Annotated in this window: 17 protein-coding genes and 1 pseudogene; 10 read left to right on the top strand and 8 right to left on the bottom strand. The window is 34.9% G+C overall.

Annotated elements, in window-relative coordinates:
• Nucleotides 1-2: 2 nt before the first annotated feature.
• Together OZP09_RS21250 and OZP09_RS21245 are read right to left on the bottom strand one after the other, a co-directional pair.
• Entirely contained in the window at nucleotides 3-287 is a 285-nt protein-coding gene (locus tag OZP09_RS21250) for a DUF7222 domain-containing protein (RefSeq protein WP_269237936.1), read from the bottom strand.
• A 110-nt stretch (nucleotides 288-397) separates the two neighbouring features.
• A complete protein-coding gene (locus tag OZP09_RS21245; RefSeq protein ID WP_269235622.1) occupies nucleotides 398-787 on the bottom strand; it encodes a single-stranded DNA-binding protein in 390 nt (129 codons plus the stop codon).
• 265 nt (nucleotides 788-1052) lie between these two features.
• Between OZP09_RS21245 and OZP09_RS21240 the strand changes: the two genes are divergently transcribed.
• Nucleotides 1053-2342 (top strand): hypothetical protein, encoded by a 1290-nt coding sequence (locus OZP09_RS21240; protein WP_269235621.1) that lies wholly within the window; start codon nucleotides 1053-1055, stop codon nucleotides 2340-2342.
• A 160-nt stretch (nucleotides 2343-2502) separates the two neighbouring features.
• Entirely contained in the window at nucleotides 2503-4014 is a 1512-nt protein-coding gene (locus OZP09_RS21235; protein WP_281309967.1) for a hypothetical protein, read from the top strand.
• Nucleotides 4015-4101: 87 nt separating this feature from the next.
• Here OZP09_RS21235 and mobC read toward each other — a convergent pair whose 3' ends face one another.
• The 3 genes from mobC to OZP09_RS21220 are packed head-to-tail and all read right to left on the bottom strand — an operon-like array spanning nucleotide 4102 to nucleotide 7799.
• Nucleotides 4102-6087, bottom strand: coding sequence for a conjugal transfer protein MobC (mobC, locus tag OZP09_RS21230; protein ID WP_269237935.1), 1986 nt, complete (start codon nucleotides 6085-6087; stop codon nucleotides 4102-4104).
• Between the two features lie 18 nt (nucleotides 6088-6105).
• Entirely contained in the window at nucleotides 6106-7422 is a 1317-nt protein-coding gene (locus OZP09_RS21225) for a relaxase/mobilization nuclease domain-containing protein (RefSeq protein ID WP_281309966.1), read from the bottom strand.
• Nucleotides 7410-7799 (bottom strand): plasmid mobilization protein, encoded by a 390-nt coding sequence (locus tag OZP09_RS21220; RefSeq protein WP_269235618.1) that lies wholly within the window; start codon nucleotides 7797-7799, stop codon nucleotides 7410-7412. Before OZP09_RS21220 ends, OZP09_RS21225 begins: the two co-directional genes overlap by 13 nt.
• Nucleotides 7800-8158: 359 nt before the next feature.
• On the opposite strand from OZP09_RS21220, the gene OZP09_RS21215 reads away from it, so the two are divergent.
• The 4 genes and pseudogenes from OZP09_RS21215 (at nucleotide 8159) to OZP09_RS21205 (ending at nucleotide 10624) form a co-directional block, all read left to right on the top strand.
• Nucleotides 8159-8452 (top strand): hypothetical protein, encoded by a 294-nt coding sequence (locus OZP09_RS21215; protein ID WP_269235617.1) that lies wholly within the window; start codon nucleotides 8159-8161, stop codon nucleotides 8450-8452.
• Between the two features lie 267 nt (nucleotides 8453-8719).
• Nucleotides 8720-9112, top strand: a pseudogene (locus tag OZP09_RS22715) (MauE/DoxX family redox-associated membrane protein); the annotation flags it as partial.
• Nucleotides 9113-9448: 336 nt separating this feature from the next.
• The gene (locus tag OZP09_RS21210) at nucleotides 9449-10264 is read left to right on the top strand and encodes a hypothetical protein (protein ID WP_269235616.1); all 816 of its coding nucleotides are present in this window, start codon (nucleotides 9449-9451) and stop codon (nucleotides 10262-10264) included.
• 90 nt (nucleotides 10265-10354) lie between these two features.
• Entirely contained in the window at nucleotides 10355-10624 is a 270-nt protein-coding gene (locus tag OZP09_RS21205) for a DUF6520 family protein (RefSeq protein ID WP_269235615.1), read from the top strand.
• A 96-nt stretch (nucleotides 10625-10720) separates the two neighbouring features.
• On the opposite strand, the gene OZP09_RS21200 is transcribed toward OZP09_RS21205, so the two are convergent.
• Genes OZP09_RS21200 through OZP09_RS21190 form a run of 3 tightly spaced genes read right to left on the bottom strand, consistent with a single transcriptional unit; the run spans nucleotide 10721 to nucleotide 17834 of the window.
• Nucleotides 10721-13360 (bottom strand): S9 family peptidase, encoded by a 2640-nt coding sequence (locus tag OZP09_RS21200; RefSeq protein ID WP_269235614.1) that lies wholly within the window; start codon nucleotides 13358-13360, stop codon nucleotides 10721-10723.
• Between the two features lie 13 nt (nucleotides 13361-13373).
• The gene (locus OZP09_RS21195; protein WP_281309965.1) at nucleotides 13374-14783 is read right to left on the bottom strand and encodes a RagB/SusD family nutrient uptake outer membrane protein; all 1410 of its coding nucleotides are present in this window, start codon (nucleotides 14781-14783) and stop codon (nucleotides 13374-13376) included.
• A 15-nt stretch (nucleotides 14784-14798) separates the two neighbouring features.
• Nucleotides 14799-17834: a SusC/RagA family TonB-linked outer membrane protein gene (locus OZP09_RS21190; RefSeq protein WP_281309964.1), complete on the bottom strand. Its 3036-nt coding sequence runs from the start codon at nucleotides 17832-17834 to the stop codon at nucleotides 14799-14801.
• A 522-nt stretch (nucleotides 17835-18356) separates the two neighbouring features.
• Here OZP09_RS21190 and OZP09_RS21185 point away from each other — a divergent pair.
• From OZP09_RS21185 to OZP09_RS21170, 4 genes are all read left to right on the top strand, one after another.
• Nucleotides 18357-18608, top strand: coding sequence for a helix-turn-helix domain-containing protein (locus OZP09_RS21185; protein WP_281309963.1), 252 nt, complete (start codon nucleotides 18357-18359; stop codon nucleotides 18606-18608).
• A gap of 377 nt (nucleotides 18609-18985) precedes the next feature.
• The gene (locus tag OZP09_RS21180) at nucleotides 18986-19666 is read left to right on the top strand and encodes a hypothetical protein (protein ID WP_281309962.1); all 681 of its coding nucleotides are present in this window, start codon (nucleotides 18986-18988) and stop codon (nucleotides 19664-19666) included.
• 94 nt (nucleotides 19667-19760) lie between these two features.
• Entirely contained in the window at nucleotides 19761-20783 is a 1023-nt protein-coding gene (locus tag OZP09_RS21175) for a lysozyme inhibitor LprI family protein (RefSeq protein WP_281309961.1), read from the top strand.
• A 166-nt stretch (nucleotides 20784-20949) separates the two neighbouring features.
• The gene (locus OZP09_RS21170; protein ID WP_281309960.1) at nucleotides 20950-22389 is read left to right on the top strand and encodes a hypothetical protein; all 1440 of its coding nucleotides are present in this window, start codon (nucleotides 20950-20952) and stop codon (nucleotides 22387-22389) included.
• Nucleotides 22390-22395 lie beyond the last annotated feature (6 nt).

Raw genomic sequence — 22395 nt, 5'->3', positions numbered from 1 at the left:
GATTATTCAAAAGAGTTTCTGTAGATGTCGTAACAGTACTCTTCAAAGCAGAGCCAGCACATAAAAGTGTAGTGAGGCAGACCGTAACGGTCTTTTACCGCTTCCCCAATGGAATCTTCCATTTCTTTTCTGATGTCTTCCAAATCATCCAAATGTTCGATGTAGAACTTTTTACAGTCGGCATGATAAATAAACTGGGATATCATACCGCTGATGCAACCGCTTCTCTGCATATCTTCAAGGAATGCTTTGAGCTGCTGTTTCTTTGTTCCGTCATAAGACTGCATTTCCAAAAGAACTATCTTTTGGAATGCATCGTGCACGTCATACTCGGCATATACTGATTTTTTCAAGGCTTTCATAACTCATTTCTTTAGGCTTGTACATTTGATTTAGATTAGAAAGGCAGGTCGTCAGGCTGTTCCTTTTTGTTATTTTCTGCAGGAGCTGACTGCTCCTGCAAGGCTTGCGCATCTGAGACAAACACCAGTATTTTGATGTTGCTTGTGTGAAAAGTGAGGCTTGCCACGGCTTTTCCCTCCGAATTGAGATAGGCGTTTACTCCCACTCGTCCAAAAAGCTCCACCATTGCGCCTTTTTTGAGCCACTGGGCAACACCCGCACTGAGCCAGTACGAACAATCGATATAGGTCACTATTTTTGTTGTTTCCGTACTTCCTTTGGCTTTGTAAGTATCGTTAACTGCTATGGAGAAGTTTACCACCTCCCTGTCTTTTGCCGTTTTGGCAACAACTGCATCCCTTGTTAATCTTCCTGTGATTTCCATGATTTCTAAATTTTAAATGATTACTGTTTTAAAATTCTTTTCCCCTGCCATTCCCACAAATTGTTTTCAAAAGAAAAAACGGAAAAAAAGAAAGCGGCAATAAAGCGGGCATCAAGGATACGGAGGGCAATAAGTCCCGAAGGGCGGCAGAGCCGTTATGTGCCTGCAGGATCCGGTGCACGCTAACTTGGCTGCCTTTTTATCCGTTTCGAATGAAAACTGCATTCTCTAAAAACTTGATTATATTTGATTTCAAAAATTTCCTATGAAACTGAAATTCGAAATCTGGACTGAAGAAAGTCTCCTGCCGGAAAACACAAAAAATCTGTTCATCACTTCTGTCAACTGCTATAAGGCGCAGGCATACAATGCATCTTTACTGATGGCATACCTGGGATTTCTGGTAACATTGAAAGAAAGGGTTATGAGCGCAGAAAAACCAGCTCTTTTTCCTGACCACTTGTGGAAAAACCTTATCTCTAACTTAAAAAATGAGGATAAATGGGAAGAAAGCATTTTCGATGCTTCAATGCAGAAAGAAAAGATGAATGGTGAAAAACCGCCCGTCAGAACCCAAGATCCGGTATTTGTAATAAATGACAATTTAAGAACCCAAATCAGATACTGGAAAGACAGAAGAAATGACTGCGTCCATAATAAAGATAACATTATCACTAATTTTCATGTTGAAAATTTCTGGACATTCCTTCAATCAAATCTTCAAAAAATTACCATAGAGGGAGGCAGAGTAACGCTGCTAAATAAATTCAGCAGACATTATAACAGATCATATACTGCAGCTGATGAAGATGTCATGCCTCTAATTAAAGAGATCAAGGGTGCTGTGACCAAAGTTGAAATGCATGATTTCTGGAACGACCTATTTTTTAGAGTAACTGATCTGTGGGACTACAGTAACGAAATTACATTAATGCAGAAAGTAATACAACTGAACGATTCGGATATTTCGCAATCACTTGTTACATTTTTAAAGTCTGAGGAGAATTATCTTAATGCATACATAAATGAATACCCAGCCATTATTTCAATGCTGGGATACAACAATCAGGAGATCAGAAACTTCTGGAGTACTAAAATCAAAAAAATGTCCAATGTTATGGGAGTATACGCTTCAATGTTGCGTAATAACTTAATCCCCAAAAACCAGATTCAGGAAGCCAACAAAAAAATTGTCAGTTTATATAAATACCCCCAGAGCCAAGATGATCACTACGTTTTATCGTCCAACGGATTTGGCGAGGTATTGTATGAAGAATTGTTTATCGTAAAAAACCCAAATCAGCGGGAGTATTGGAAATTCATGAATAAACATTATGTACTTTATACTAAATATCTGGAATTATATCCACTAAAGGAAGAGGCAGTCAGAATTTTATGTGAAGAATTTAATAAAGAGCAGTACAAGTCCTATTTCCTACGAGACAGTATTGACCGCCTTTTTATTCGCAATCAGACAAAAATGAATGAATTTAAACAGATAGCAGAGAATTTGGATTTGGAACTGCCCACAGAAATCAGCTCACTAAATGTTTAACAATTAGAACTTACCAATATTAGATGCCCCGCTTAATAGCTACTAATGCGGTTATAATTGAAAATAATTGCAGAAAGAAAGTACAAAAATCTTTTTAAGCTGCAGTTCAACATAAATAATCATTTGATTTAATATATTTATATGACCAATTAAAGATACCATGGAAAATATAAGTCCAGAAGATATTTTACAACTGCTTGAAAACCCAGAAAGAATTACCACTCTATCTGTATTTAGAACTAAATTAATCGCAGACAGAAATATTACGGGCAAATTAATTATCCGTGATAAAAACATCAAAGAAACCGTCACGTTTTCAAACTGCAGTTTTGAAGATGTTTACATTGAAAATGCTGAATGTCCTGGATCAATTGAATTTCGAAACTGCACATTTTCCAATGACTTCCTTATATTTTCTATTTATGCCCATAGTATCTTGCTGGAAAACTGCCGGCTTGAAAAAAGCTTTAGAATTACGAGCTGCGATCTCCTCTATCTATCCTTTGACAGAACTGAGGCAGCTAATGGAATAATATTAGAAGCGGGAAAAATGCAGATTATGGAAATCAAACCTGTCAATGAGAAGACTTTTTTTTCAATCAGCGGCGCATTTCTGCTTATTAAGGAACTTTATATAACTTCACAGTCGGGTATAACAATTACTGCGAGGAAGTCAATAATCAACAATATATGCCTAACAGGCTATTTTAACATTGCCTCCCGTCTCGATTTCAATGCCATCATAAATAAATCCATTGACATTAACGGACTCAATAACGATGGAAAGATCTACCTTTCAAATCTCGTAACGTCCGGAGTCAAATCTTTTATTGTTAAAGATCGTCAGGAATATGTTAAGGCTTATCATGATTCAGAAGAAGCAAACGAGAGTGAGCTGAGGATTATTTCAAAGCTCGATAAGAGGATAACAGCAAACGACCTGTTAACGGGAAACTTTCTTGTATTCGTATTCAGGGATTTTATCGAAAAAAATCACTACGATGATTTTGTTTCATATGAGGAGGATCCGGAAATCAAATTTCAGATCCATGACTCATCCGTTGGAATTTTGGAGTTACGGTCAATTAATTTTGAAAGATATATCATTGCAATAAAAAATTCAGATCTTACGGCAGTAAAGCTCGTGCATGCAAAAATACACGATGTAAATTCCGCTGATAATTTTCTCAATTATTATAATGTTTACAATGATTTATATACTACAGCGGCAAAGCAGAACAATTCAAAAGACAAAGCCGACTATTATAAGATATCACAGTCTTACTTAAACAAATATCTAAAGTATGACTCAACTGGCAATAATGTCGGGTCAAGGATTGCAATTTATGTTTCAAGATTATTCAGCTCACATGGAACCGACTGGATCAGGGCATGCCTGGTTACAATTTCGATTGCTTTCATTTTTTTCTGTCTTTATATAAGCAGCCTCAAGCAGATAAAAGTTGATCTAAGCACAAAAGGAATCTTTTTCTTCTTTGACTCTCTTCTTACCTACTTTCCACAGTTTATCAATCCATTGCATAGAATAGAATTTATGTCTGAAATAAGTAAGCTGGGAAACTGGACATCTTTGTACGATTTTCTGGCTAGGATATTTGTAAGTATTGGGGCTTTCGAAATTGTCCGTTCTTTTAGAAAACATGTGCGCTAGCGATTTCATAATTTCTTTATAATAGGATATTGATAAACAAAGCCTGATTTGAATTGCCTGAGCAAAGAAATGTATTTGATTTTAGAATTAATTAATTATTTTTTTCAATACTAAATATGCCAACGCGGGATCGTTTAAAAGACGTTCCATTTCAGAATTTATTATATCATGAATATCCTGCTTAATCTGAAGATAATTTCGCTGAATCATAGCGTTATCAAGCTTTCGCACAGGCGGTATTTCCTTAAAATTATTTTCTTCTTTTTTGAGCGCTTCATGATCATTGATAATTTCGCAGTGAAAAGTTTTAAGCTCAATTTTACAGTCCGGATTGTCTGCAACCATACCCACAAATTCCCCTGCGCTCAGTGCTGCAATCTTAGATGGAGGAACGGCCGACTCAAGCTGTTTTGAACGGCTTATTGAAGTGTCGCCACTGTTAATGGAAATACTTTCCCTATCCTGCATAATTTTCCCGAAACGTTCTGATAATTGTTTGGACGTATCTCCTGTAACCTGCCCGGAGATTATATTTCCGGTGATATTCATTATGACATCAGCCTGCTCGCGTCCGTAATCTTTACGAAGCTGGCTGAAGTCCTGAATCCCTAAACAAGTTGCTACTTTATTGCTTCTGGCTGTGGCAATAAGGCTGTCCATATTATTTAGATAAATGGTTGGAAATTCATCAAAAACCAGACTGGATTTCATCCTATCTTTTTTATTGACAAGCTTCACCAGCCTGTTTACATAGAGCGAAATTACGGCTCCGTAAATCTGTATTTTCTGCGGATTGTTTCCCATGCATACTATTTTAGGCTCATCAGGATTGTTGATATCCAAAGTAAAATCATTTCCTGTCAAAACATAGTACAGCTGGGGGGATGAAAGTCTTGCCATAGCAATTTTTGCGGTGGCAATTTGCCCCTCCAGCTGGTCCATTGCCTCATTCTGGTATGCGCTGATAAAAGGATTGATCAGTACCTCTATTTCCTTTTCTGTGCGAAGCAGCGTAAAGAGGCTGTCATAGTCAGCCTGCATGAGTTCAATCACGTGGGGAAGCGTACAGAATTCCCCGCTGCGATACTTTCTCAGATACCAGATTACAGCGGAAAGAAAATTAATCGGCGATTCGACAAAAAAATCTCCCTGCCTTTTAATCCACTCCCTGTTGAGTCCCATTAAAATGGTGCGGGCGGATTCAGAAGCATCCGTTATATCCTCCATCCCATCAGGATCAAGAGGATTGCATCGATGCATAATTTTATCAAAATTTATAAAGTAGCATTTCGGCATAACCTTATAAACATGCTTGTTTTTTTCAAAAGTATTATAGACAATTTTGGAGAGGTCATCGTACTTGAAATCATAGACAAACATGCTAAAACCTTTCTTTATATGCTGGGTAATTACATGGCGGATTACAAAATAAGATTTCCCGGAACCTGGAGTTCCTAAAACCATTAAAGCCCTAAACGGGTTAATAATATTTATCCAGCTGTTTCGGATTTTATCTTTCAGAAAATAACGGGCGGGAAGGTTTATGGAATATTCATTTTCCAAGAGCCTCTCTTCCTGTGGAAAGGTTTCATTTTCTTTATTGAAAATATCCTTCTGGTTCAGCCTGTTTTTTATGATTCGGGACATCAACGTACCTCCAGAAAGGATCAATAGAAAACCTGCTGATGCAACAATAATGTAAACTCCTGCCCTAGCCGTTACTCCCACATTAAAAAGTAAACTAAGGCAACTGACAAAATAAATCAGCAGTCCCATAATTAGGTATGCCCAAGCGGTTTTATAGCCAAGTTTTTCATCTTTCCTGCCTTTTGAACCCAGAAGTGAAATCAATAAAAACAACAGGACCAGAAATTTTGATTTATGAAAACTGCTGAATAATCCTGTCTGCTTTATATTGCTTAATATCTTATCGCTAAACCCGCTGACAAGGTTCCATTTACTGAAGGCGTCATAACAATAATAATAAAAATGTATTCCTAAAATAACGATGCTTATCAGCCTTGTCATATCTAAAATCTTTCTAAGCGCCTGTTCATTTTCTCCTGTCTGCATTGCCATAATTTTAAATTTTTACTGATTATTGGAATGTCCTTTTTTTCTTCTGGTCCTACGTTTGCTTTTAAGCTGTTCAGGAATATAATCTGACGGATTTTCAAGCGCTGTGAGTCTTTCCACCACTCGCTCGATTAAAGCATTAAAATCCAATCCTGCGCTCTGTGTGACAACATCGTCCAGCCAGCCAGCACTGCTGACTGCAGTCTGTTTTACATCATCAGATTTATAAGTTATCTTACCAATAGCCGCTCCCTCATTTACAATGCTATATCTTTCCTGACTGCATCTTATCTGAACCGCTTTAGCGCTGTAAAGTTTTCCCAGACTGCTGCCGTTGAAAACAAATTTTGTTACATGATCCACATATGTAATTCCATATATATTCCCATCCGCGCTTTTTCTAAAGATGGCATCAATTCCGTCTTTTTTTAAAATTTCAGCCATCTTTGAAAGCGAAATCTTTTTCTCCAAAAAGGCCATATCAATTTTATTCTTTATCCTTTTCTTCTCATATACAGATGCGGAAGTTCTGCCAATTTTAAATCTGTCTTCCAAAAATTTCAGTGTAGGTCTGCTGTAAAAATCACTCGCTTTGACAGGCACTCCAACCGGTTTTCTATTTTCATCCAGTATCCGGTAAACTAGCCCTCCCGCCTTAAATATCCGTGAGTCCTCCCCTCCTCTGTCAGCCAGAACATTGTACTGCTGCAAGACAGCATTCAGCTCTGAAAGACTTGCATATCTATAAACAGAAAGCACATTGTGAAGCACATTTGAAATTGCCTTTTTTGACTGCATTTTTCCATACTGCACTGCAGCTGAATCGATAGGCTTCAAATCTAAATGCTGACCCTTTTTCCTACCCTCAGCCTTTACAAGTCTAAAACTTTCTTCGATATCTTTTCTGGCAGTTTCCGACTGGTTTCTTCCGATGTTATGCATGTCAATCCTGCTTCCGTCCTGCCTTACTTTTACTGATACCAGATGGATGTGGGGATGTCCTGCATCATAATGTCTGTAAACCAAGTAAGGCTGTTCTCCGAATCCGATTTTCTGCATATACGTTTTCGCAATCTCCACTAATTTCTCATTGGTAAGATCCGTTTCGGAAGTGTCAAAATTCAATGAAATATGAACGCTGTTCCTCTTTACATTTTCATTCAGGGCATTCTGTTTTAAAAACCTGTTAAGGCGCATTGAAACGCTCATTTTTTCAACATCAGCAGGATAATTTCCCTCCCCTATACACTCTGCTTTTTTCTGTTTCACTTTGTTTTCATTATAATTGAAAATATTATGAATCGAGCTTCCTGTTTTTATCACTGCAACCATTTCTCTGAGATTTTCAGCAGGTTTTTCTTTATCTCTTCCACTTTGTCCAGCAATACTTTCTGTTCAATTCCAGCAGTTAAAATCCATGCCTTAAATTCAGGAATCTGATTGAGCGTGTGGAGTTTTTTTACTGACTGATTGAAGTTATTTCCAAGCGAGTTGAGCTCTGTGCGGAGCCTGATCATTTCATGCATAAAATCATCAAGAGATACATTACGGTAGTTGGTGGTAATGGGTTTATTAAAGAGATGCTTCCTGATGTAATCACTGAGCTTTCTGCATGTGCCTGCCTTCCATCTTTTCTCGATCAGGGTATACTCCTGGGTGGTAAAACGAAGGCTTACCCTGCGTGTTCTGTTTGAATTTTCCTTTTCCATTATTTTTCCTTTTCATCATTTTCAAAACATAAAAATGTCTAAAAGCATCGCTGCTCACGAGTTCCGAGTAAAGAGCAGACAGATTCGGTTGTATGACAACCGGACATCTGGCCGATTGCAGGAACGAGGCAATCTTAAAGCTTTTTAAAAATCAGCAACAGCTTCACACCCTTTAAATCATGCTTAACAAAATAAAATACAGAACTCTTTTTTTTAATTAAGGCGTAATCTTTTTTAGCATAACGAAAGTAATCAAGACATCTGAATTTTACCTATGATGGACATATTTTGTCCATGGCACTCTGGAAGCTCCTTTATATCTTTACCCAAGTTAATTATTAATTTAATACGTGAAAATTATGCTGACAGAAAATGATGTAGCCAATGTCTTTGATACTATTTTAAGTATCCCAGGCATGAATGAAACAGTGAAAATTGACCTTAAGATTTCACGAAAAAACGTACTGCTTTTAAACCATGTGATCGATCGCGGATCAGCATCTCAAGGTGATTCCAAATCATCCGCATTATTAAAAATTATTTCTCCAGAGAATCTTGATGAATTGAAGCTTTTAGGAGATGAATGCCTTCAAAAAGCCGGTCTTAATGAACTGTATGAAAAATTAAAAATTTTTAACGATTCAGGAAAGTAGAATACTGCCTAATTAAAATTAAAAGACACCAAGCAAATTTATTTTTACTGGTGTCTTTTTTATTACCTGCAATAACATTTTAAACTAAGAACTAAATATTTAACTACAATTGAATGATATTAAAAAAAACTAGCCTGTTTTTGATAACAATCAATTAATCAAACACCTATAATTTTGCATTAATAATCTGCAAAATTGCTTTAAAGATTCAAATAAGTTTTGAACGCATTAATCGTACTGGAGAGCTGAAACTTAATAATTAAAGTTATGAGAATCAAACCTGAATTAAAAAATATTATAATTGAAATCATCTGTCTTCTGTACATAATGCTTTTTGTTTATGCTGCTGTCAGTAAGCTTTTAGATTTCAAAAGCTTTCAGGTACAACTCGGTCAGTCGCCTTTATTAAGCTCCTTTGCAGAATATTTATCATATTCAGTTCCTTTAATTGAGTTGATTCTCGCCGTTCTGCTTGTTTTTAATAGGACACGAATAATCGCATTGTTCGGCAGTTTTATATTAATGATGTTATTTACAAATTACATTTTTTTTATATTGAATTTTGCATCTTATGTCCCCTGCTCGTGCGGAGGCATCTTGGAAAACATGGGATGGAAGAGCCATTTTATTTTTAATCTGTTTTTTGTTTTATTAGCAATTGGAGCTATAATTTTATTAAAAGAAAAGTATAGATCTAACGAAAATTATAACACAATTTCAAACAAGAAAAAATCTTTCGATTTCTTTTTTTTTCCAGAAAAAAAGAAGATCATTACTGTTCTCTGTGCTATAGTGCTGTCAAGCATTACTGTTATTTTTATACTGTTTAAATTATCGGAACACATAATACATAAAAGAAATAGTTTTATCAGACGTTTTCCTCCTCATCCATTAACAAAGGCATATGAAAGAAACCTCGAATTCAATTCATACTATTTTGCTGGATCTGGTTCGAATAAAATTTTTTTAGCAAATAAAACGGCCCCGCTTCTAGTCATGGTTTTAGATGAAACTTTAAAAAAACAGGAAGATTACACGATAAAGCTCAGCGAGTACGGACTTCCATTCAAATCTATTCTGGTAAGAGTTGCAGATAATAATTTCTACGTTTTTGACGGCACGGTTTCCTGTATTTTTAAAGGCAAAATTTCAGATTGGAAGGCAGATTTAGCCGTAAAAGACAAACGTTACTTTTCTATGCCAGCAGTTATAGATTCTAATACGGTTGCTGTACGCAGCCTAAATTATCGGACAATGGAAAACGAATTAGGAAAAATAACATTTAAGGACACTTACCAATATCAATATTCCTCGAAGCTACTTCAGAAACAGATAGATGGTTTTTTTGATACTGACGGCATGTTATTATATGATGAAAAATCGAAAAAGCTGGTATATGTTTACTACTATCGCAATCAGTATATCGTTGCAGATAAAGATCTTAATCTTGAGCTCAGAGGAAATACGATTGATACAAATAAGCATGCGAAAATAGACGTTGTATACTTAAATAACCATAAAATTAGCAAGTTGGCGAAGCCTCCGCTTTTCGTTAATTCATACTGTACTTCTTTTAAAAATTTACTTTTTGTTAAATCAGATATACTTGGCAGATTTGAATCAACTGACGTATGGGAAAAGGCCAGCATAATTGACGTCTATAATTTTTCAGATAGATCGTACCGCTTCAGTTTTTACATTTATTCTGAAAATGGCTTTAAAGTTAATCAGTTTGTCGTTACAGATAATTATCTGTATGCTTTGATCGATAAAAAAATTGTGGCTTACAAGTTAAATGCGCTTTTCAAATAAAAGCGTTATGATATACCGGCCGGTAGCAGGAGGCAGATCGAAAACCTGTAAAAAAGAGTAGATCATATTTATTATTTTAATTTTTACATTATGAAAACTAAATTTTTAAAACTGTATGTATCCGCAGCAGTTTTTGTTTTTGCTGTTATGGGAGCTTTTGCAACTAATATTGAAAGTTCAAACAAAAAAACAAATACAACAAATATACCAGGGTATGTACGAAACGGAAATGTGTGTGAGGTAGTGGCACTTTGTAGTGACCAGCCAGGACCTAACTGTACCTCACCATCTAATCAACAGGCATTCGATTATGATTCTGTTGAAAATGAATGTATAATTCCATTGTCCAGAGCACAATAATAGCATGCTTTTAAAATGGATTATATTTTTTTAATTGGAGACCCGAAGCGAATTTCTTTTTGATAATTTGAAATTCATCAGGGTCTCCATTATAATTTAAATTCCACTGCTTATCCATTCAGCAGTATTTTTATCCTTCAGAAAATAATCAAACCAATTTTGAATTTTAATATTTAAATCAGCCTGCTTTTCCTTCATCAGTAAAAAATGCTGCTCATTTGGATATACAAGCATTATTGTTTTTTTATGAAGTCTTTTTAAAGCGAGATACATTTCAATGCTTTGATTCCAGCTAACTACCTTGTCGTCTTTTCCCGTCCATATAAGAAGCGGAGTATTAATATTTTGGGCAGAAAACACTGGTGAATTAGCGTTATAGTTATCCATACTTTCATAAAGTGATTTCCCCATCCTCCATTGATCATTTTCAAGCCGCCAGATTTCTGCTTTTTTAAACGCACCAACTGAAAAGTAAAAACTGGTTAAGTCTGAAATTCCTGCTCCCGATACAGCTGCGGCAAAAAGACCGCTCTTTGCTATAATTATATTGACTTCATATGCCCCGAAAGAATGTCCAATGATACCGATCCTTTTGGGGTCAACAAGGTTTTTGGAAACAATTTCCTCAACAGCAGAAGCAACACAGTCCGTTGCAGAATCCCCCGGTTTTCCCTCCTCGTAACTTATATCAGGATATAGGACGAAATAGCCTTGTGAAGTATAGTTGCTATTACAGAATCCTAAGGGATCTAACAAGTTTGGATTATTATATTCGTGCAGCTGATGTGACTTATTCTGATAAATATACACTATCATTGGATAATTCTTTTTACTGCTGTAATCGGCTGGATAAAAAAGTGCTGCCTTTAGCTCCTTGCCTTTTGAGTTTTTATAAGTAATAAGCTCAGATTTTCCATGACCATAATTTTTATAATGCCTGTTGCTTTGATAGAGTACAGTTTGTCTTTTTTGCTCAGCATCCACATTAATAAGTGCAGGAGGATGATTGTATTTTTGTTTTAAATACAAATATTTATTAGTAGTTCCAAGACGAATTATATCTGAAATTTTACCTTCCTCAAATACTATTTTTGAAATCTTATTACCGTTAAGCAAAAAGAATCCTGATTCATTATGATTGCCGCTTTCAGCTCTTAAAACCAAATTATTGCCGTCAATTTTAAAACCTGTCTGTCCGAAATAATTTGGGATATAAGACATTTTCGGAAGACCTATCGCACTGCGGAAACAAATTTTTTGTTCACGTCCCTTAGTGAGACGTTCCGCTTTAGAACTATCAATGGTTATTTTCCAGATATCAAATTGATCGTATATAAATATTTCCGAATCATTATCAGACCATCCTGCTATGCCGTACGGAGCCATCTTTTTTTGACTGTCTTCACTGTAAAATTTAGCGCTGATCTTACCAGTTATGTTTATTGATATCTGAGTCTGGAAATTATACAGCTGCCAGTTGCTTTCTTTAAAATAAGCAAGATACTTTCCATCAGGAGAAACAATTGAATTATTTATGTCTCCCGAAATGTTTTCAGTGATTTTTGTTATATGACTTTGATCAAGGGCAATACTGTAAAGATCACGGTCGGCTTCTGAATTAAACTCTGCAGTCTCATTTATGGGATTAAATCCTATTGCCTGCTTTTGATTTCCATTTAAATAACAGATCGGTATTGTATCAGAAGTAACCTTCTGCCATACATTTTTTAGTGGATGCCATACCAGAAAAAATGATGATGCAAATGCCTTTTCGAAACTTTTTCGTCGTGGATAGAGCCAGTAATCATTACCGTTCCAAATTTCGGTTTCAGCATTTTTTTCTTTACCCTCAGCTCGATCAATCTTTGACACGCAGAAAAAGACACGTTCTGCATCATCTGAAATTTTAAGTTTGTAAGTCGACAGCTGAATTTTATAATCTTTACCATCCTTTAAACGTTCAGATAAATCAAAAGTGCTTAAGTCTTGTGTTTTGCTGCTATAATAATTAATTTTCTGTCTGCAGTCCTTTTTACATCCTCTTTCAAAATTTTCTAAAAAACAGAAACTCAGCCCTTGTTTATCCCAGATAATGTCTGAAACGTCATTACCTGTCATCAGAATATTGCTTTGCTCTAGTTTCTCCGCATCAATATTTAAAAGCACTACATGATTTATATTGTTAATTTTTAATCTGCAGATAATCTTAGTATTAAGATTATCGCTGGTAAATGATTCAACGTTCTTGACGGTTTTAATAACTTTGCCCGCTTTATTAATAATATCTAACTGCTTTATATTATTATGTTCTCGTAAAAGCACCAGGTTTTGCAGACTTCTAGACAACACATACTGCATTGTGTTAGGAAAGTTTCTTTTCTGCATGTCTTTTAACCTTACAACAAGCAGTGTGCTACTTGTATCTCTGCACGCAAAAAACATAGAATTTAAACTGCTGTCTGCAGATTTTGGAAATGCATATAATTTGGAGTGTTTGGTGTCTTGTAAAAATAATGTATCAGTCTGGCTGTATGCCATATCAAAGGATACCCATCGTCCGTCTCCAGATATTTTATCTAAATTCAGGCTCCCCCAAAGTATATAATCTGCAAGAGGTGATAAAGTTTGTTTTACCTGCCCCATTAAGGGACAGGTTATCAAAACAAAATAAAAAGGAAAAATTAAGAGATTAAAGCCCCTTGGTCTTTCTGCTGTTTTTTTTATTAAAAAATTCATTTTCTGATTAGTGTTAGTATCCTTCATTCTGCGGGAGCAGATTCGGATTTAATAGCAGCTCTGTTTCAGGAATGGGCCAGATTACATCATTTTTGCTCCATCCAATTTTTTTTTCTGCCAGCACCTGGCTGATAGATCCACTGCGTTTTAAATCAAAGAAACGATGACCAAATTCCGTAAAGAGCTCTAACTTTCTTTCATGAAGTATCGCCGATAATATTTCTTCTTTTGATACTGCACTGGAAACCTGCAGCCCTGCATTTAAACGTATTCGGTTAAGATCTTCCAAAGCAGAATCTAAGTGCCCTAAATTAGCATTTGCTTCTGCGCGGATCAAATACTGTTCAGCCAATCTGAAAACAATGCTATATTCCAAACTTGATGATGTGTTGCTGAACTGCTTATATTTATTGGCACGGTAGTAAGTTACACCGCCACCGCTCAGAGACAATATCCAGTGTTTTTTTCTAAGATCACCAGCGGTAAATTCATTTACCAGTTCAGGATTCAGAGCGGACTGCGGAGGAGGCACTTTTGAAAAATAAAAAGTAGTTCCTTCATCTGTATTTTTTCCATTTACCGAAGGCATAAACTGCCAGATTGTGGCACTGCTCTGCTTTAGAAACACTGTTTCAGAATTTGGAGTGAGATAATATACACTGCTGTTTTTAATTACTGCATCTGCATGTTCTGCAGCTTGAGTCCATTTTTTATCATAAAGATATATTCTGGACAGCAGAGCATGTGCTGCAAATTTATTTGGACGCACCCGTTCTTTACTGATATCGCTGTATGGAAGCAATTCTAGTGCTGCTAATAAATCATTTGTAATTTTTTCGCTGATTATCTCCGGAGATAATCTGGAAATTCTGCTGTTTTTTAAATAATCAGAGGTATCACAGTATGGAATGTCTCCAAAAATATTGCTTAAATAAAAATGAATAAGTGCCCTTATAAATAGGGCTTCCCCTTTCAGCTGCGCTTTATCTGCAATAGTCAGGCTTCCTGATCCCTGAACTGCTTCCAAAAGTGCATTAGCAGCATATATCTGTTTGAATGAACTGTTCCATATTTCGGCAACCTGCGCATTGGAGCCTATTAGATTATTATTATAAAATGCAAAAGTTGAGGTCGTACTATTTCCGTAGAAGACAAGTTCATCAGTGTAGTTTCCCAACTGATTGGAAATACCTGTTGTTTTTCCGGTCATAAGGCCACTATCCCTCATTTTACTATAAATGTCTGTCAAGGCCGCTTCGGCAGTGGTTCTATTATCAAAAACAGTAGCTGTTATCAGCTGGGAATTGGGAAGATCTGTTTCTAAAAAGCTCTCGCAGCCAGTAAAACTAAAGCCGCTTAAAAAAAGTAAAACAATACTTTTTTTTAGAATATTCGTTTTTAAAGTTTTATATGTATTTTTCATTTTGCGAAGATTAAATTAGAAATTAAGCTGAATTCCGGTGGTAATAACTTTTAAGGGAGGCAGATAACCCGTAAATTTAAATTCTGGATCAGCACCCTGATATTTCGTAAAGGTGAGCAGGTTTTGTGCTTCCATAAATATCTTTAACTGCATACTGCCTGCAAATCGATTTGGCAGATTATAAGAGATTGAAACATTTTTCAGACGAATGTAAGACGCATCACTAATGGCCGCATCGCTTAATGAATATTTATAATAAGCATCCAATGCCTGAGCATTAGTTCCGGTAGTAAATTTCTGATACGTGGAAATGTCTCCAATTTTCTGCCACTGATTTCCCAGAGCCGCAGCCTGATTAGGTCCCGCTCCTGGAACCCCCTGACTGTTTGACCAGTTCCAGTTATCCTGTTCTACAAGCTGAAAAAGAAAATCAAGCTGAAAATTTTTATAGTTAAGCTGATTTTGTAATCCGGCGAAAAATTTTGGACTTAAATTTTTCACAATGCTTCTATCGGCTGGTGCTGAAATTATTCCATCATTATTGAAATCTTCAAAATCATATATACCGCTCTGCGGGTTAACGTTCTTATACTTATAAACTTTCTGGATATTCAAAGGCTGTCCGATTACATATTGATTTGCATATGTAGAACCTGCAAGTCCGGGAAAACTTATTAGTTTGTTGCGGGGCACAGTAATATTAAAATTTGTAATCCAGCCCAGCTTATCTTTTTTTATATTTTCAGTGCGCAAGGTTAATTCAAATCCTGAGTTCTGGACCACTGCATCAAGATTTGACTGGATAGAGACGAATCCCGTTGTACCGGGAAGCGGGATTCCGACGAGCTGGTTTGATGACCGGTTTTGGTAATATGCCGCAGTAAGAAATATTCTGTCCTGCAGTGTGCCTAATTCCAGAGCGGTTTCAAATTTTTTATTTATTTCCCATCCGAAGTTTGGATTATATAATCGGCTCGGCTGCAGGCCAGTCAATCCCTGATAATTAGTTGAAACTGAGCTGTAAGTATTAAGAAACTGATAATCTCCAATCTGGTCACTTCCTGTTGTTCCGTAACTTGATCGCAGTTTTCCAAAACTTATAAAAGAAAATAGATTACTAAAGGCAGGTTCTTTATGAAAAAGCCATGCAAAACCTACTGCTCCAAAATTTGCGTATTGGTTTTCAGGTGAAAATCTGCTGGAACCGTCCCTTCTAGCGGTTAAATTTAAAATGTACCGTTCTTTCCAGTTCAGGTTCACTCTTCCAAAAAATGCCTGATATTTATACAGAATCTCTTCGTTGCTGTAAATAATTTTTGATGTTGCCGAAGCAAGGTCATATATGAGATTATTGCTTGTAAAACCGAGTCCTCTCTGAACCAGTTTATCTGTTGTCTGATTTTGGAAAGTTCCTCCTAGAATAACTTCGAGACTAAAATTATTTAATCTGCTTTTCCAATTAATCTGAGGTTCAATTATCCATGACTGCCTCTGGGTATTATTTAGAAATAATGCTGAACTGGCTGGTCCAATATTGAACGACGGATTGTAAATGGTAGATGGAAAAGTTCTAGTTTCAGCATGGTTCAGATCATTAAATCCAAAATTTGATTTTAACTCGAAGCCCTCCATAATTTCGTACGAAAGAAATGCATTGGCGAGCAAGGAACCCGTCTTAGTAATAAATTTGGCTTCAAAATTCCTCAGCGGATTTTCAAAGGTTCCATTCGACCAGTTTAGATTCCCATCTGAATCATATAAGGGCGGAGCATTCGGAGCCAAAGTCATGGCTTCCCTTGTCAAATCACTCCAAGGCTGATCATTTTTTTGAGAGGTATATGCTGTGTTAAAATTAATTTTAAATTTTTTATCGTTCGAGCTGTGGTTTATGTTGAAATTAAAATTGCCTTTATTGTACACAAAGTCACCAGGAAAGACAGTTCCTTCCTTATGATAATTTCCACTCAATAAAAATTGTGTCTGAGATGATCCACCAGACAGAGTCGTCTGTAAGTTCGTAATGTCGGCCGCACCTCCTATTAGTACTTCCTGCCAATCTGTATTTCTATTCTGATTCCATACACCATTCACATCATAAGCAGACGCAGGAGGCATTGAAAAACCGTCATTATTATATGCTTCTCGACGCATTTGTAAATATTGCGGAGTTTTCATTAAATCAAGTCTCTTTGTTACTTTACCTATTCCGCCAGAGTAGTTTATGCTGAATCTCGTTTTACCTTCTTTGCCTTTTTTAGTGGTAATAAGCACGACTCCATTTGCTCCCCGCGAACCGTAAATTGCAGTTGCATCAGCATCTTTTAAAACTTCAATGCTCTCAATGTCATCAGGGTTTATGCTGTTTAGCGGACTGGTAAGTCCCGGCGAAAAAGTGGAAGTCTGCGATGAGCCAATGGGCTCAGATGAAAAAGGGGTACCATTTATAACATACAAAGGGGCATTTCCATCGCTCCTCAAACTATTCTGGCCTCTAATCTGAATATTAAAATTACCTCCCGGGAGACCTGAATCCTGTGAGATACTGACTCCTGCCATCCTGCCCTGCATGGTGGCAAGCACATTTGTAACCGGCTGGTTTTCTATGTCTTTCGAGGTTATCCTGGCAATACTCCCAGTCCGCTCACTTTCCTTTACGGAATAATAACCAGCATTAACCCGGACTTCCTGCAATGTTGTTATATCGAACTGAAGCACAATGTCTATCCTGGATCGTCCCGAAACAGGAATATGTTTAGTTTTAAAGCCTATAAAAGAGACTGTAAGAGTATCATTAGCACTAGCAGAAATTACATAATTTCCGGAATAATCTGTTATAGCCGCGGTATCTGTCCTGCCTTTGACTGAAATAGTAACACCAGGCAGCGGAGTAATGCCGTCAGTGATAACACCCTGGACTTTATGATGCTGAAAAAATAAACTGAAACTCCGACTGTAATTTCGTGCTAAAGAAGATGAGAAAGACAATACAAGTCCCATAAAAAATAGGCAATAAAGCACTTTCCCACCCTTGTAAAATGAAAAATAATTCATAATATTGGAATTGGTTAGTTAAATGGTATTTGATTAGCTAAGGTCCTCTGCTCTAGTTTGGTCGCTGCAGTAGAGGGCCATTTTTTATGCATTAAGTAAACGGCTTAATGAAATAAATGAAGTTTTTTTTAGGACACAGGCAGGAAGGATTTAACAGTTCTACGTTTATTTTAAAACGAAACTTTAAATAAAAAAAGAAATAAGTCACTATGAATTCAAGAAAAGTTTATGACATAAAAAAGGGCATGGAACTCAGCTTATTGTTTCAAAGGTACTTGGCATACCCACCCACAGATAAGTGAGCCCACGCCCGTAAGCGTGAGCAATTTACTTATCATCCTGTGGGTTTAAACTGCCAAGTTTTTTGAAACAGGATTCAAAGCGAAATGCTTCAAATATTTTATATGAAGAATCGCAAAAATACACTTCTATCTAGAAGTATTAAAACAAATATAATAAAAAAAATATTACGATACCCTATAAGGTACCAATTGTTTTGTTTTTTCCTATGAATTTTAACAAATGAATGAAATTGACTTTAACGAGGAAAGAATAAAATTTGGGAAACATGTTTTGAAACTAAGACGAAAAATTAAAAGCGTCGAATACAAAAACAGATCGATTTCGCAACAAGAGCTTGCGGATAATAGTGAATATATAACCAAAAAGACTCTTGGACAAATCGAGCGAGGTGAAGTAAATTTTCAATTTGAAACATTAGTAGCTTTAGCTCATGTATTAAAAGTTTCATTAAAAGAACTTCTAGATTACTAATTAACATCGCCAAATATTTATAACTCAAATAAAATGTAATAAAATGATGCCCCTCGGCATCTTTTTTTATTTTATAATTCAAAGAAAAAAATAGGTGTTTTTACTGTATGTATTGAGCAACTTAAAGAGTAATTTGCCGTTGATTAAAAGACATTACGGAAATCCGTACAAAATAATTATAATGGTTTTGTATGTTTGAAAAATGTATATAAAAAAATGATAAATGAGAAAATTTTACACTTATAATCCATTACATCACAAAAGTGCCACAATTTAAAAAGTCTCCTTATTACTTATTACAACCTGTTATACACCAGCACGCAGGTAATTATACAATAATAGAAAACTGAACCTTGAATATTTTCAAAACTTTAAGTATGAATAAAACAATATTGGCTTTTTTTTTATTAATGACTATAAAAATGTTTTCACAATGTACACTTTCCGATATATTTCTGTTCAAAATTGGGCAAAATAAGTTTGACATAACAAAAATCACGAACTCATCAAGTACCATATCTAAAGTTGGAGATCCAAGTGATCCCTATTATTATGAAAAATATAGCAACGGATGGAAAAAATATGACTATTTAAAAAATGATAGTATTTATAATTCTTATATAAAGCTGAACCATATTCAGGATAGTTGTTTCAATGGTAATGAAAATAAAATCAATTTGAGTTTAGTAGATGATAGGTTATATGAAATATCTGTTATTCAAGAATACTCAAAAGATAGATACAAAGAAATGTTACGGGATTATAATAAGTATACAGATATTACTTTGAAAGAGTATAAATATAGTAAACCTTTTACAACATCCATTTCAGAAACAAATGAGAAAATTGGTGAAGGAATCAGTTTTTTCAAAGTTCCTTTAGAAAAAAGAAGCAAAATAAAGATCGAAGAAATTAGTATTTCTTACATTATAAATTATAAAACTATATATAGCAATTCAAGCAAAAAAAATATAAGAACAAGTGAAGTAGATTATTATGAAATTAGAATTAATTCTGTGAATTTAAAAGACACTAAATTGACAAATCTAGGATTTTAAAGGATTGAGTAAAACTAATTGGCATCTTGGTTTAACGTAAACTATTTATACTGAGCTAATTTATTAGACTTAATTAAATCGCCAAATGTTACAAATGGAATTAAGGGCAAATTTTCAAAACATCAAAAGAATGACCGCAAAAAGGAAAACGCAATTATTTATTACCTGCTCAGCAATTCTTGTTGGATTAATACACTTATTTTTTCCTTCACTGAAAATCGATGCCATTTTTATAACATTAATAATTGTTGCAATTGTTCCTTGGTTGGAGCCTTTACTAAAATCAGTTGAGCTTCCAGGGGGACTCAAAGTTGAATTTCAAGACCTAAAAAAAATCGAAGATGAAGCTAAAAAAGCTGGTTTAATTAAGCCTGAAAATAAGCATGCCGAATTAGATACTGACACTAACGCAAATGTAGATACATATTCGTTCATTGAAATTGCTGAAAAGAATCAGGAATTAGCGTTGGTTGGTTTTAGGATTGAAGTTGAAAAAAGGTTAAGAAACTTAGCCGATAAATACAGCATTGAAAGTAATAAATTTTCAATAACAAAGCTTATCGAAGCTTTAAATAATAAAGAAATAATAACAAAAGCAGAAGCCAAATCTTTAAAAGATATTATACATACCTTAAATTATGCAGCGCATGGAATGGATTATGATATACGAAATGCAAATTGGGTGATAGAAAATGGTCCAAAAATATTAGAAAGTTTAGATGAAAAACTCGAAAATAGAAGCGGTAGATTTTCAGTAGGACATAGCAACGAAAAGGAACATTGGATTGATAAATCTTTTAATAACTGTGAATGGGAAACTAATTATGAATGGGGAGAATGCATAAAAAGTCATTCTGAACTTTGGAATAAAGAAATGAATAATCTTTACCAATCTTTATTAAAGAAGTTACCAGAACAACAGAAAGAGAAACTTATTGCAACTCAACAGAACTGGGAAAAGCAGTTAGAAATAGAAAAGGACTTTCTTTATTCTTTTGAAGATTTACAATTTAAGATTGGAAGAGAAGGAATGTTTGTAACAGCGACAAACTTTATGAATAAAATTAGAGAAAGAAGTCTAGAGCTTGAAGAAATATTAAATCGACTAATCGACTAAATAGAATGTTTAAACTATTTTATTCGACTTGATTGGATTAGTATGGTATTACTAACTACATACATGTAAAACAGAGAACAATGTTTCTGTTTTTACCAATCTAATGAAGCGTTCATTTTTGTGTCAAAACTTATAAAAACAAATAATTATAAAGATTTCAAATTTTATGAATGACTATTTAGCAGAAGCTCGCCTTAATCTTAAAAAAAAATTTCTTAAAGAGACTTTCGACTATTTAACTAATCTTGGAACACCTAAAACATTTAAAAGTTCATCTAGCTTCCCTCCTATTGATAAAATTGATTTAATAATAGAAAAAGGAGAAAGATGTTTTAAATTCAAAGCTCCTTCTCTAAATTTAGTAGACAACATTTCTGAATATCAACGTGACAGCTATGGATTTGGAAAATCATTTTCAGTTCAAAATGACAAGTTTAATTGGACAAATCCAAATGGAGTTGCAACTTTATCAATGTTGATGAATGAAGATCTAGAAAGTGAAGGTGAAATATGGCATATTGAAAGTTCCTTCAACGTTTCTGAAAAAAAACATTTTCGTTTAGTAATCCCAAAAAAAAATAACCCACTTAAAGACCATCATGAATTCATCGAAAGTGAAAGTTTTAATGTGGAGGACGCATTAAAATTTGCTGGTCTATCAGAATTCGAGTGCAACCAAACCTTATTCCATTTGTTCGATTATAATAACGATCAAAATGATGATGATTATTTCTTATTTATTGACTCCATGAATTCTATGGAATATCATGAATTTGAAAAATCTATCGGTGCTATTTCTTACAGTTTAGGAATGATAACAGGTGAAGTGCTGAGAAATGAAATGTTCATTCTGCAGTCTCCTGATAATGATTTCAAATCTATTTCTGGATTTCAATATAGAAGATTAGAAGACAGTATATCCTCAGGAATGGAAATTGTTTCTCCTCATTTGCCGTGGGAAATTACAAGATCCAATAGTCAAGGAGGCCACGTTAATCTAGAAGTTTTTTCAAATATAGTTAATAAGGCTAGACAGGATAAACGATTTTTGAGAGCATTAAAAATTATCTCTGAAGCTAATGAATATCCGTTAGAAATTAGAGCCTCTGCTTACTCTGTTGCTTTAGAAACGGTAAAAAACATTGTGGTAGAAGAAAATAGTGAAAAAATTAACCCATTTAAAGACAAAAAAATTGCTGGAAAAGTTATTAAAAGCTTAAAGGAAATTGTCATACCTCTAGAAGATTCTCTTTTCAATAATAAAGCAACTGTTATAAATAAGCTTGAACAGATAAATCAAGTTACAAACAAAGATAGTTTCAAAATTGCATTTGATTTATGCGGTTTTATATTAACTGATATTGATGAAATGGCACTTCTTAAAAGAAATGATTTCTTACATGGTAGAATTCCTTTCGAAAATGAAGAAGAAGCGAAACAGAATCAAGAATTAAAATTCATAACCTATAAATTACACTTTTTGGTAACTTCATTGATTATGAAATATTCTAAATTTAGTGGTTTATTAAAAAACAATCCGAAATTTTTTTCCGTATTTGCAAATGATAATAAAGTAATCGACGAACCCCTCTTTCGCAAAGTATAACTAATA

The organism is Flavobacterium flavigenum (assembly GCF_027111255.2).
In the GTDB taxonomy this organism is placed as follows: Bacteria; Bacteroidota; Bacteroidia; order Flavobacteriales; family Flavobacteriaceae; genus Flavobacterium; species Flavobacterium flavigenum.
The sequence above is the reverse complement of the archived record's forward strand: the minus strand, read 5'-3'. Positions and strand labels throughout refer to the sequence as shown.